Raw genomic sequence first — 13,960 nt, forward strand, 5'->3', positions numbered from 1 at the left:
TAGAGAGGTAAATATTGAATTATCAAAAATAATAAAATCACATAGAATAAGTTCAATAACTCAAACTTGAGCTAATTTGATATATTCTTTTAGATCAGATGTTAATACAGGAAGTTTTGATTTATTTGCTGATTCATATTTTGAAAATTTAACTTGAAATATTCAAAATTTTGATATAAATAATTGAACTTGAAGTGCTAATATTACTGGTTTGCTTGGTAAGACAAGATATTATTATAAATTAGTATTAGATGATGATTATTTGACAGGAACTTTTAGAACTGCTAATCTTGTTTCTCCTGGTGATACAGAATCGACTTGAGTTACTTTATTGACTTGATCTAAAGTTGGAAGTGGTTCAAAACTAAAATTATCTAATAATATTGTAATTAAATCTGATTTAGATGATTCTAATGTTTTTTCTTGAAGTTTATCTTTATCTTGAGATATTGAAGTTGAATGATGAGATTGGGATTGATCTATAATACCTCCTAGTAAGATAGATGAAAGTGAAATTGATTGAGCTTGATTAACTTGAAATAATGTATTTATGAAATTATGAGCTGAAAATTGAATTACTCTTAAATCTGATGAAAATAATCCTTTTAAAGTGTCTGTTGAATTAGAAGATTGAGAAGTATGAAAAGAATATGATATATATAGATCAAAAGATTGAATGGGATGGTGAGAACTTATTGCTTCTTGTGTATTAAATAATAACAAAGTATGTAATTTTGAAACAGAAACCTTTTCATATTTTGTATTTAATTCTCAAGAAGATGAAGAAGTAGATTTAGAAAAATATGAAGTAGAATTTAATCTAGATCCTACAGATTTAGATTTAGAAGTTAAAAATTTAAGTTGAGATATACAAGTTGGAAGTTGAAATATTTATAATTTAGAAAATTGAAGTTATACATATATAGCAAGTGCAATATGATATGAAAGTGAAGAATGATGATTTGTTATAAATGGAACATGAAAAATTATTAATATTGAGTTAGATATTACTATTCGTAGATGATGATGAGGTTGAACAAATATATATTGGAAACCTTATGAAAATGATGAATCTGAAGAAGATGATAACGAAGATAATTCTGAAGAAGATGATAACGAAGATGAATCTGAAGAAAATGATAACGAAGATGATTCTGAAGAAAATGATGAATTTGAAGAATCTAAAGATGATGAAAACATTATTGAAGATGAAAATATTGTTGAAGATGAAAACAATATTTATAATGATATAGAATATACTATTGAAAGTATAATAATACATAATTCAAAAACATTAATAAATATACCAGTTTTTGATTCTGTTGATGTTCAAAATAGAGTTAATTTATTAAATAAATTAATTGTAAATCAAATAAAAGATAAAAGAATATCAGGTCGTGATTTATCCAAGTTTATAAATTCTTATAATGATTTATTAATAATAATTAAAATTATTAATGATTTATCTGAGCATGTTAATGATACTAAAAAGCTTAAAGATATTTGAAGAATAAAAATTGAAGATATATTATCAATTTTAAATGATTATGATAAAATTATTTCTTCAGATAATTTGGTAGATGATGAATTTGAATTAGCTTTATCTTTTATGAATAGATATGGTTTGACAAATTATACTAGTGTTGATGATTTTAGACCAGATGATGAATTAACATTACAAGAATTTATTAAATTCTTTGTATTATTTGGAACTAATGTGGTGTGATTGGAACAAGTATGACTTGATATGGAAAATGCTAATTCTTCAAAATTAGTTAATAGATCAGATGTATTTGTTGTTTTAGTTAAAGTTATTTTGTGAAGAAAATTGGATGAATCAGTTTATCCAAATTGGTATAATTATTTTGAGTTTGTTAGATATCTATGACTTACTAAAGAAGAAGATGTTTGGGCTCAAGATAGACCTATTACAAGATATGAATTAGCATTAATTCTTTATAGATCTTGGTTGTCAAATTGATTATTTTAAAATTATTATATATTATTCTTAATCTCTGGATTTGTATTATTACTTTTCCAGAGATTTTGGTAGTCCAAAAATTGACAAATTGTATGTTTTGTATATAATTTTGATTACCTGGTGAAGGTGCTATGATATTTAGTTTATATATTAAACTATATTTATATTTTAATTGATAAAAAATATGTCTGATACACTTGAAAAAAAAGAAGAAATTGTTGCCCCCGAATATAATATAAATGATTTTTTGGATAGGAATAAAGATATAATATATTCTGATTTTTGAATAGAAGCAGAAAATTTAGAAGCAAAAAAAATAACAGAAGATGAATATATTATTTATAATAATATTAACGAAAGCCCTATATTAATATTAAATCCTGATTTAAAAGAAATGTTATTTGTAAATATTTGAAGTGATATAGACAAAAGACGATATAAATATTCAGCATTGATATTATGATATGATATTGAATATAATAATGATTGAAGTTTTTCATTATACAATAATGAATTTAAAGAAAAAGAATGAGAAAATAATACTATTAAGTCAAAAAAAACTTGAGAAATAGATGTTTTTTCAGAAGAATTTATTAAAGCTTGGGATAAAATGTATTTTGTTAAAATTAGATGACATGTAGATTCTGAAGTAGATTTTAGTTATGATGATTTTGATGTATTTAATAATATTTGAATGCTTAGGCCAAGAGATGTAATAAGATATAAAGATATAATTCCTGAAGATGAATACAAAAATCAAATGAAATTAGCAGTAGATAATTTGATTGATAATATAACTGATATTAGATATTCATATTTGGAAGATGAAGTTACAATTGAGGAATTAGATGTATATCTTAATTGATGAACTTTAGTTTATCCAGAATGGTCATCATGATGATATGAAGTTGAAATTCCGAAATGAATTATATCACAAGAATTATATGATTTGTGAGTTGATATTATAAAAGAGTTAGAAAAAATGAACGAAGAAAAAAATGAAATAAAAGAAGATATACAGGCAAGGTTGGATGATTTAATTTAAGAATGTTATACTAAAAATATTTTTAAATATAAACAAAATAGTTATAGAAAAAATATATCATTATTATGATAACTTTAATTTTAATTCTATTTTTGAACCTGACTTAAACAAAATTATTATATAATATAATTTAGATTATAAATTAATTTTAGTGTAATTATTTATGTAAAAAAATAAGATTAAGAGATTTAGTATATTAATTTACTTTTCTCTTGTTTTTTAATAAAAAAATAATTGTTTTATAGTTATATATTGAAACAAATAATTTTTTTGTTAAAAACTAATATAAAATTTATTACATTTATAATGTATATAATTAATTATATTAAATAAAATATACATTTTTGGTTGAAAAAAATAAAAAAATAATTAATAATGTATTTATTTAATAATTAAATTAAAATTAATATTATGAGATGATTGATGATAGCTTTTATGTTGATTTCATGAGTTGTTTGTATATTTTCAATATTACTTATGTCACCTAAAGGTTGACTTTGAAGTTGAATATCTTGAGCAGGTTGAGAAGATTTTGGTAGCAAAAAAAGTATAGAATGATGACTTAAAAAATCTGTTATTATTAGTTCTATAATATTTTTTTCTATTGCTCTATTTTTGCCATATATTTAAATCTATATAGATAAACTAGATTTTATGAAAATAACACATTGGAAGTTCTTTAAGTATTTTTATTCATGAATACTTGTTCTTTGGATATTAATAACTGTGCATGTTGTATATGCATTTGTTTATGATATTTCTGAACAAGTGCCTGTTAAATGATGAACATTTGTACATTGAGTATTTTCTCAAGCTACATATTTGCCATATTTAAGTAATACTTGAGAAGATAAATTTTTTCAGTCTCTTTTGTTTAATTGATGTTTATCGCCATATGTTGATAATACAAATATAGAATTTGAAGAAGATTTATGTAATATTAAAACTTCAAATTTTAGAGTTTTTGAAATTAGTGTTAAAGAATGAAAAAAATGGAATGATTGAACTCCAATTACAAATGATGATATATTTTTTACTTATAATGAACTTATAAAAAATAATATACGAAATATATCTAGTTTAAATAGTTTTTCAAATTTGGAAATACAAGATCAATGAGATTTTATAAAAATTATATTTCCAAATTGAAGTAAAGATAATGAAATATTTCTTTCTAATTTTATACTTCCAAGACATTTACTTAAATGAAAAGATGTAACTTATTATGTAGAGAATTATTCAAATAATCCGATTTGAAGTAATTGTGCAACATTTAGACAATCTACTAGTGATAAAGATAGTATTATTTTTGATATGAATAATTGTGATGAAAGTTTTGTTATGAATTATCAAGTAAAAAATTTTGATAGTTTTGAGGATTTTCAAAAGTACCAAAAAAATTCTGATTTGATAGATCTTTATATTTGAAATGATTTGTTAAACTGATTTAGAAATAATAAAGTAATACTTAATAATTTTGTATCAATATTTTTTAATGTTGAAGCAGATAATGTATCATCTAATATTAGAAGAACTATTTCACAAATAATTTATAATAATATATATAAATGAGATTATAAAAAATATTTTATTAAAGATAAGTTTTTGTTTGATACAGATATACAATGATGAGCACCGAGAACAGTTTTTGAAGAATTAGAAAAAGAAATAACAAGCCCAAAAGAAGTAGAAGTTGAATTAGAAAATATGCCAAATGAATTAAATTTGGAAAATCTTACTTGAACTTTTTATTTGGATAGTATAGATGATTTGTTTAATATATCTTTTGATTTATGACAAAATTTTGATTCAGTATCAGTCCAACATAATGATTGACAAGCTTATGTATTGCAATGATATGATCAGTCAAGTATTGCAAGGTATAATATATCTGAAAGATTTCAAATATAAAAATTTGAAAAAATGATTATATATTGAGATGAAAAATTAATTGAGAAGAAAAAGAATTGTATAATATTTCCTTATACTATAAAGAAAAACCACTTGAACAAATACCTGCAACAAGTAATTCTTTAAATTATAATGTATTATATTTTAAAAATGAATTAAATGAATATGTAGTTTCCAAAATGAAAGAAATATTTGAATCTGAATGAATATTAGAATTTTTTACATTCAAATGAATTGATTCATCTGAAGAATTTCAATGACAAGTACAATCTCAAAATTATGATATTGTAATAAGATGAATTAATATGTGATTAAAAAAAGATATATCAAATATATTTATGACAAGTGACCCTCAAATAAATCCATCATGATATATAAATAATGATATGGCTTCAAATATAAATCAATATTTTATAAATGATTGAAAAACAAAAAATGATTTATTAAGTTCTATTCATTCAAAATATTCTAATGAAGTTCCTTTTATAATACTTGGTAAAGTTTATGGAAATTTGAATATTAAGAAGAGTTCATGAATTTCTTTTCCTGAAAGACTTTATGATTATAGATTTATTATAGATTATATTGACAATATAATAGTTTCCAAAAGACCTAAAATTGATTGAAAAAAGATATTAGATAATAAAAAATTTATTAATTTTATAAGAAAAAATATATCAGAATAAGTGTTTTTATTAAATAAAAATTTAAAAAATATATATGTGGGATAAAATTAAAAATATAGAAAATAGATATGATAATATAAAAGAACAACTCTGTCAAAGTGATATTTTTTCTGATAATGAAAAAGCTATAAAATTAAATAGAGAACTTTCCAAATTGCAGTGAACATATGATTTGTATCAAGAATATAAAAAAATATATAAATCATTAAATGAATCTAAACAATTACTTGAAATAGAAACCGATGAAGATATGTTACAGATGATAAAAGAAGAAATAAATACTTGTAAAGAAAGTATTTTAGATTTGGAAGAAAAGTTAAAAATAGAAATGTTACCTAAAGATCCCAATGATGATAAAAATGTATTTATGGAAATAAGACCAGCAGCTGGTTGAGATGAATCATGACTTTTTGCTATGGAACTTATGAGAATGTATTTGAGATATTGTGAAATTATTTGATGGAAAAGTGAAATAATTGAAGAGCAAGTTAGTGATATAGGTTGACTTAAATGATGTATATTAAAAATTAAATGAGATAGTGTTTTTTCAAAGTTAAAATTTGAAAGTTGAGTTCATAGAGTACAAAGAATTCCAAATACTGAAAGTAATTGAAGAGTTCATACTAGTACCGTGACGGTTAGTATAATGCCTGAAGTAGATGATTTGCAAGTAAATTTTAATAAAAAAGATGTTGATATTACAACATATGCAGCTAGTTCTGCCTGATGACAAAATGCTAATAAAAATCAAACATGAGTAAGAGTTATACATAGACCAACTTGATTAATTGTAACTATTTGAGAAGGTAAATCACAATTACAAAATAAAGAAAGAGCTTTTGATGTTTTGAAATCTAGACTTTTTGAAATACAACAAAAAGAACATAATGAAAAATTGCAAGAAGAAAAGTCTAATCAAATATGAACTTGAGATAGATCAGAAAAAATAAGAACTTATAATTTTCCACAAGATAGACTTACTGATCATCGTATAAAAAAATCTTGGTCAAATATAACATGAATTTTATCATGAGAAATAGAAGATATTGTTCAAGATTTGATTTTGGAAAATCAATCAAAATTATTAAGTAAACAAAGTGAATCTTAAAAACTAAATTATATTTTAAATATATTAAAAAATAAAAAATAAATGGAGAATAATTTTAATAAGAAAAATTGATTAAATAAAAGTGATTTATCATATTCTAATACTTTAGATTCTCAAATTATTGAAATATTGGATTCTTATAATGATTTGATGTCAAAAATAAATAATTCTAATATATTTAAGCTTTTTAAAAAATCTACTTTATATGATCCAGATCTTTATGAAGAAACTATTTTACATGTTTTGAATTGATGAAAAGTATTTGTAATGATAGTTAGTGAAATATGATGAAATTTTGAATCTTATAATATAGAATGATTGACAGTTTTTGATTTATTGGAAAATTGAGATGAATATTTACAAGATAATGATAGTAATAATTCTGTAAGTGTTTTTATCTCAAAAGCTTAATTTATTTAAAAATAAATTTAAATTTTTATGAATGAAAAAAATAATTATATATATGATCTAATATGAATAAATTACAAAAATACAGTTTCAAGTGCATCTTTTTCAAAACAAATAAATGATTTAATATTATATACAGAAAATTTTTTTGATAAGTTTTTCTATTCTTATTTTTTGACAAATATGTATTATTCTTTTAATGATGTTGAAAGAATAGAAGAAATACTTCTTTGACTTCTTCAATGAGAAAAAATTTATATATATGTTTATGTTTTGGGAGATAATGATTGTGTAATAGATAAATCTTTTATACCAGTAAATTCGGTTGATACTTTATTTGAGATAGCAAATGAATTTGATTCTGTTTATCAAGATATTAATTGTTCTTGTGATTTAAGAATTAAAGCATTTTTACCAAAACTTTAATAAAGAGTATATTAAAGTATATTTTATTTAAAATAAATTTTGTTCTTGATTTTTATATGTTAATATATATATAAAATATATTTAACTCGTTTTTAATAAAAATTTTAATAAATAAATGGAGATATATAAAATACAAAAAAGAAATTGAGAAATAGTTGATTTTGATAAAATTAAAATTAATCAAGCTATAATAAAAGCTATTAAATCAGTTTGATGAACTGATTTTTCAAAAGTAGATTTTTATACTCAAGAAGTAATTAATCTAATATTAGAAAATAATTTAGATGGTATTGTTGGTGTGGAGCAAATACAAGATTGTGTTGAAGAAATATTAATTAAAAATTGACATAATGAAACAGCAAAAAGTTATATTTTGTATCGTAATCAAAGAAATGAAAGTAGAATTGATAAAAATGTAGTAGTACAAGTAGAAAAAACTATGAAAGAATATTTAGATAGATCTGACTGGAGAGTAAATGCAAATGCAAATTCTTGATATAGTTTATGATGATTAATATTAAATATTTCTGGTAAAGTTGTTGCAAATTATTGGCTTTCTCATATATATCCAAAATATATTTGAAACTTACATAGAAACGGTGATATACATATACATGATTTAGATATGTTTGGTTGATATTGTGCTTGATGGAGTTTAAGACAACTTTTGGAAGAAGGATTTAATTGACTTTCTGATAGAGTGCAATCCGAACCTCCGAAAAATTTGCAATCTACAGTAAATCAAATGATAAATTTTTTGTGAACTTTACAAAATGAACGAGCTTGAGCACAAGCATTTTCAAGTTTTGATACTTATTTGGCTCCTTTTGTTCATAAATATAAAGAAGAATTAAAAGAAAACTTGATTGAATTATGAGTTAAATTTGAAACAAAAGAAAAAGAAAAAAATTATTTATATAATATGACTTATAAATATGTTTATCAACAATTTCAAAATTTTATTTTTTGATTAAATGTTCCCTCTAGATGGTGAACACAAACACCGTTTACAAATATAACATTAGATTGGAAATGTCCTGATGATTTAAAAGATAAAGCTCTTTATTTATGATGAATACAAAATTGAGAATATAAGAAAAAATATTGAGAATTAGAAGAAGAAATGAGACTTATAAATAGGGCATTAATTGAAGTTTATACGAAATGAGATGCGAATTGAAATGTATTTACTTTCCCTATTCCTACATATAATTTGACTGAAGATTTTCCACGAAATGATCCGTTAGTTGAAGATTTGTTTGAAATGACAGCTAAATATTGAATTCCATATTTCCAAAATTTTATTGGTTCTCAATACAAAATAATAAAAGATGAAAATTGAAAAAATAAAAAAGTAAAAAATGAGGATGCATATTCCCCATGAGCTGTAAGAAGTATGTGCTGTAGACTTCAATTAGATTTGAAACAATTAGAAAAAAGATGAAATTGACTTTTTGGTTCTGCTGAAATGACTTGAAGTATTTGAGTAATTACAATTAATATGGCTAGAATATGATATAATTATAAATGAGATATTGATTGATTTAAGAATAGAATTAAATTTTTGATGGATTGAGCTAAATCATCATTAGAAATTAAAAGAAAAGAATTATCTAAATGGTTAGATAAATGATTATATCCATATACAAAAAGATATTTACATTCTTTTAGAAATCATTTTTCTACGATATGAATTAATTGAATTAATGAAGCTATATTAAATTTTACAGATTGAAAAGAAGATATTACAAGCAATTTTTGAATAAAGTTCGCTGTTGAAATTATGGATTTTATGAGAGATATTTTGAAAGAATATCAAGAAGAGACTTGAAATTTATATAATTTAGAGGCGACACCTGCAGAATGAACTACATACAGATTTGCAAAAGAAGATAAAAAGCAAATATCAGATATTATTCAAGCTGGAACACAAGATGCACCTTATTATACTAATTCAAGTCAAATACCTGTTGCTTATACAGATGACCCATTTGAAGCATTAGATTTACAAAATGAATTGCAATGTAAATATACTTGATGAACAGTATTGCATATGTATATGTGAGAAAGAATTTCAAGTGCTCAAGCTTGTAAAAGTTTTGTTAAAACAATAGTAAGTAATTATCAATTACCATATATAACAATTAGTCCAACTTTTTCAATATGTCCTATACATTGATACATTGCTGGAGAACACGAATACTGCCCAAAGTGTGATGAAGAAAAATGATATAAGAATGTATAATAGCAATTTTAAAATATTATTAAATAACTTTAAATAATGTTGACTTTTTTAAAAAAATCTTTAAAACAAAAATCCTACCTTCTAAAAAAAGGAGACTATTAATATGAGAATTTTAACCGTATTTTTGTTTGTTTTTTTTCTTACGGCATGTCAAACTACATCCGTTAGAAATCAAACTTCTGGTGCATTACTTGGTGGTGTGCTTGGTGGTATGCTTGGTGCACAAGCTAAAAGCTATCAAACTGCTGCTGTGATTGGTGGTACTTTAATAGGTGCTAGTGTCGGAAGTAATATAGGTGCTAGGATGGATTCTGTTGACAAAATGATGACAAAAAAAGCATTGGAAGTCAATAGAACTGGACAAAGCACAGAATGGAAAAATCCTGACACTAATAATCAATATAGAGTAACACCAACTCGCACTTTTTCTTCAAGTACTTCTGTTTGTAGAGAATATGCGACGGAAGTCTTTATTAGAGGAAGACAAGAAATGCTTTACGGAAAAGCTTGTCGAGAACCTGATGGAACTTGGCAAGTACAATAATAATTAAATATTTGATTTTTTTAGGAGTAGTATTTCTACTCCTTTTTTTGTTTTTTTAACAAATTGAGTGGATAAAGTTTAAAACAAGGATTTGCGAGAAAATAAAAAAATCTAAATTGTAAGAAAAAGTATCGTTGTTAAAAATATCAATAATAGAACTTTTCAATAACCTTATAAGGAGTTCTATTTTCTAGTTATTGTTATGTCAATTTACAAATTTTTTTCTAAAAAACAAACTCTTGTTTTTTTGCTCTTTTGATTATATTCTATATCGTAGGCATTATACATTGAATTATAGTTTGTTATTAAATAAATTACATTAATTTATAGAAATTATTTTTAATAACCATATACAATACAATCTTACATATACTTCATTTGATGTATCATAAAATTTTTATTTACTTGAATTATAATAAACATTATATATGTAATATAAAAAGACTTTACAAAAGAATTTTCTTAAAAAAATAAGAAATAGTTTTTTTAGATTTTTAAATAAAGTTAAATTTTTATAAAAAATACCATATAATTTTTCATAGGTCTCTAAAGAAAAAAGAAATGGACTAATTCTTATATTCAAGATTTATTAATTCCAGAAAACTAAAAATTACAGATAATTCTAATAAAAATTTTTCTAAACTAACTTCAGGTTCTTCTTTCAAAGATATTTCAAGATTATCATTACTATTTTTTAAATAAAGATAAATTTCATCTCAAATAAAAGCAATGTTTACATTGCTTGTGCTAGTTTTTTGTTCTAATTCCAGTAATTGACTTTGCATTTTAGGAGTTAAAATACTTCAAACTTCAATTTCATCTTCACAAAATACATCATATGTCTTATTAAATATTTTATCATTTAATTGTATTTTTTTTTCTTTAGGTAAATTTTTTCTTCTATAAAATAACTCATATAAAAAAATTCAGACTAAATATAAAATTATTAAAATTAACATAAATCCTCAAAATCATATTTGTGATATAATTGGAAAAATTACACCCATAATTCATTGAAAAATTTTTATAATTAGAATTATTATAAATAATACAATTGCAAATCAATTAAAATATAGTCTAGCTTTATTTGCAATAGCTTTAAAAGGAGATATAGATTTAAGAATCCTTACTCTCTTTTTTATTTTTCTTTCAATATTTTTTATTCTACTATACATCAAAATTCCATAATCTGTAATATATTCACTTCTTGTTTCTCTACCTTCGCTATCAGTTGACTCTGTAACTCTAGATAAACAAAAATCTACTCACATCACAGATAAATCATTTTTCTTATAAAAAAAAGAATCTTCACTTCTTCTTACTGTATTATAGCTTGGATCTAATAAACCAGACTTGTTTGAATATTCATAAAAGCATATTTTAAATAAATCATCTTTTATAGAGTATTGAAATCAATAAAAAGCTTTTTCTAAAACTTTTCAGTAGACCCCTTCTTTTATCTTTTTAGAAAAATTCTTTTTTATAGCTGACCCTATAATTAACCATATTATCAAAGAACAAAGTCATAAAAAGACAACTATATGAATTATTTCAATTAGTTCTTGATCATAGTTTTTTAAAAATACTTGATAAAATAAAAAGATTAATAGAATTATAAAAATAACATTGTTTATCATTAAGTAATTATTATACTTCTTTTGAAGATTTATTACTTCTCTGTAATCTTTAGATACTTTGAATTCATTTATAACTTTATTTATTTCTGATTGTGTAAAAATATTCATTGCAAGTATTAATTATAAAATATAATTATTGATATTTATTTTTTTCACTAGCTTGTTTTTAACTTAAAATATTTCATATTTGGCATAAATTCTATTACATTTCTTAAGAATTTTTGTGCTGTAATTGCCTTTTTATCTTTATGTATTTCAATATAAATAATTCTGGCCTTTCTCTCAATAGTTACATATATTATATATTTTTTTTCAGTTTCTAGGTATTTTGATTTGATATAGATTCATCAATTCTTCAATACAATCATCTAATGGCATATAGACAATAAAGTTTTTTAAATCAATGTTTTCTATATAGGAATAGATTGGGGAGCTTGATTTTGAAGCAATGTTGCTTGAATTTGCTCGTCTACTAATAGTAGCTGTGCTTAGTATTTATACTTCATTACATATTTCTCTATATGTTTTTCCCTTTATTATGTCTTTCTATAATTTTACATCTCAAATGCCCTTGAGTATAATCTTTTTTTCTGTATATATTCATTATTTAATTTGCTTATTTATTTAAAGATTACTATCTTTATACTGAATTTAATTATACTGAATTTAATTTTGTTTACAATGTTTTTAGACTAAACATTTACTTTTTAATTTTTAATATAAATAATATGGCAATAATATTAGCTTACATTTTAATGGTTTTAATTGGAGGAATTGTATTGTGGATTATTGCAAAACTATTTTCAGGCTATCCTCCAAATATTATTCAATGTTTTGTTGGTGCTGGTATAGCTGAGTTTGTTAGTTTATTTGACATACCATTTATTCCTTTTATAGTATTATTTATTGTTCTTATCAAAATTGGCAGATTTGAAGCTGTGCCAGCTTTTGTTGCAACAATGCTATTGAATAATGAAGTTGTTCTTATTTGGAATAGTTGTAGTAACACTTACTGATATATTCGGCTAAGTTAAAAATTACATCACATAACACGGTGTATATGGTTCGATTATTTTTGTTTAATTAGATTTCATAAGGACTGCAAAAATCAACTCTACCAAATTTTGGATTTAACATTTATTAATTAATAAAAATATTTATATTCAGTAAATATTACCCAAATTGTTATGTTGAAAGTGTTTTTTTACTAGATTATCAAAAAATTTACAATCAAGGTTTTCGTATGATAATCTTTGATATTGATAATACTTTAGCCCATCATGGAGAAAATCCAAGTGAAGAAATAGAAAACCTTTTTCAAGAAATATATAAAATCGGCTTAAAAACTCTACTTTTTTCTGATAACAGTACTGAAAGAATTAATCAATTTTGTAAAAATATTGATTCTTCATTTGTCGCTGAAGCAAATAAACCTAATATATATAAATTAATTAATGCACTTGAAAATTTTAAATTACTCAAAGAGCAAAGTATTTATATTAGTGATCAAATATTTAGAGATATTTGTATGACGAATCAAGCATGAATTAAAAGTATCTTGGTTAAATATTTACGCAAACCAAATCAAAAAAAAAGGTATTCATCGTCGTTTGGAAAATTTTATTTTATGGTTTTATTCAAAAAGTAAGAAGTACCAAAGCTTGAAAAAGATTTTGAAAGATGATCAAAATAATATTAGAAAAAGAAAACTTTTTTGTGAAATTCATCCTATTTTTTAAAAATTTCTGTAATAAAAGAACAATTGAAATATAATTTAAAAGATCTTTATAAAAGAAATAAATTTGCAAAAAATATATCCAATGTAAAACTTGATAATTTGATTTCACAATACTCTATAAAAATAATCAAGAAAGACAAAGCTCATCTTTGTAGAACAAAATTTCTAAATCCTTGATTTAGACAAGGATTTGCGAGAAAATAAAAATAGATTTGTGTACTACACAAATTT

The 13,960-nt window shown here is 22.5% G+C and carries 14 protein-coding genes; 12 read left to right on the forward strand and 2 right to left on the reverse strand.

Going from position 1 to position 13,960, the window contains the following annotated elements:
• The 10 genes from VAMP_RS02490 to VAMP_RS02535 all read left to right on the forward strand — a co-directional run.
• Positions 1-1,990: hypothetical protein (locus tag VAMP_RS02490; RefSeq protein ID WP_213348873.1), on the forward strand; the 1,990-nt coding region annotated here is incomplete at its 5' end.
• A gap of 175 nt (positions 1,991-2,165) precedes the next feature.
• Positions 2,166-3,026: a hypothetical protein gene (locus VAMP_RS02495; protein WP_213348875.1), complete on the forward strand. Its 861-nt coding sequence runs from the start codon at positions 2,166-2,168 to the stop codon at positions 3,024-3,026.
• Between the two features lie 411 nt (positions 3,027-3,437).
• Positions 3,438-3,656, forward strand: coding sequence for a preprotein translocase subunit SecG (gene secG, locus VAMP_RS02500; RefSeq protein WP_213348878.1), 219 nt, complete (start codon positions 3,438-3,440; stop codon positions 3,654-3,656).
• Positions 3,657-3,680: 24 nt separating this feature from the next.
• The gene (locus tag VAMP_RS02505; RefSeq protein ID WP_213348880.1) at positions 3,681-4,937 is read left to right on the forward strand and encodes a periplasmic substrate-binding domain-containing protein; all 1,257 of its coding nucleotides are present in this window, start codon (positions 3,681-3,683) and stop codon (positions 4,935-4,937) included.
• A 23-nt stretch (positions 4,938-4,960) separates the two neighbouring features.
• Entirely contained in the window at positions 4,961-5,623 is a 663-nt protein-coding gene (locus VAMP_RS02510; RefSeq protein WP_213348882.1) for a hypothetical protein, read from the forward strand.
• Between the two features lie 34 nt (positions 5,624-5,657).
• Positions 5,658-6,731: a peptide chain release factor 1 gene (prfA, locus tag VAMP_RS02515; RefSeq protein ID WP_213348884.1), complete on the forward strand. Its 1,074-nt coding sequence runs from the start codon at positions 5,658-5,660 to the stop codon at positions 6,729-6,731.
• Positions 6,732-6,773: 42 nt separating this feature from the next.
• Positions 6,774-7,142, forward strand: a complete 369-nt coding sequence (locus tag VAMP_RS02520) for a hypothetical protein (protein ID WP_213348886.1) — start codon at positions 6,774-6,776, stop codon at positions 7,140-7,142.
• Between the two features lie 27 nt (positions 7,143-7,169).
• Entirely contained in the window at positions 7,170-7,565 is a 396-nt protein-coding gene (locus VAMP_RS02525) for a hypothetical protein (RefSeq protein WP_213348888.1), read from the forward strand.
• Between the two features lie 115 nt (positions 7,566-7,680).
• Complete coding sequence (locus VAMP_RS02530; protein WP_213348890.1) at positions 7,681-9,810, forward strand: ribonucleoside triphosphate reductase; 2,130 nt, start codon at positions 7,681-7,683, stop codon at positions 9,808-9,810.
• Positions 9,811-9,913: 103 nt separating this feature from the next.
• Complete coding sequence (locus VAMP_RS02535) at positions 9,914-10,354, forward strand: RT0821/Lpp0805 family surface protein (protein ID WP_213348892.1); 441 nt, start codon at positions 9,914-9,916, stop codon at positions 10,352-10,354.
• 566 nt (positions 10,355-10,920) lie between these two features.
• Here VAMP_RS02535 and VAMP_RS02540 read toward each other — a convergent pair.
• The gene (locus tag VAMP_RS02540) at positions 10,921-12,099 is read right to left on the reverse strand and encodes a DUF3137 domain-containing protein (protein ID WP_213348899.1); all 1,179 of its coding nucleotides are present in this window, start codon (positions 12,097-12,099) and stop codon (positions 10,921-10,923) included.
• Positions 12,100-12,719: 620 nt separating this feature from the next.
• Between VAMP_RS02540 and VAMP_RS02545 the strand changes: the two genes are divergently transcribed.
• A complete protein-coding gene (locus VAMP_RS02545) occupies positions 12,720-13,025 on the forward strand; it encodes a hypothetical protein (RefSeq protein ID WP_213348901.1) in 306 nt (101 codons plus the stop codon).
• Positions 13,026-13,234: 209 nt separating this feature from the next.
• Complete coding sequence (locus VAMP_RS02550; protein ID WP_213348903.1) at positions 13,235-13,639, forward strand: HAD hydrolase-like protein; 405 nt, start codon at positions 13,235-13,237, stop codon at positions 13,637-13,639.
• 137 nt (positions 13,640-13,776) lie between these two features.
• Here VAMP_RS02550 and VAMP_RS02555 read toward each other — a convergent pair.
• Positions 13,777-13,960, reverse strand: a 184-nt coding sequence (locus VAMP_RS02555) for a hypothetical protein (protein ID WP_213348905.1), incomplete at its 5' end; no start/stop codon positions are given.

The sequence above is a fragment of the Candidatus Vampirococcus lugosii genome (assembly GCF_018420025.1).
In the GTDB taxonomy this organism is placed as follows: Bacteria; Patescibacteriota; Gracilibacteria; order Absconditabacterales; family Absconditicoccaceae; genus Vampirococcus; species Vampirococcus lugosii.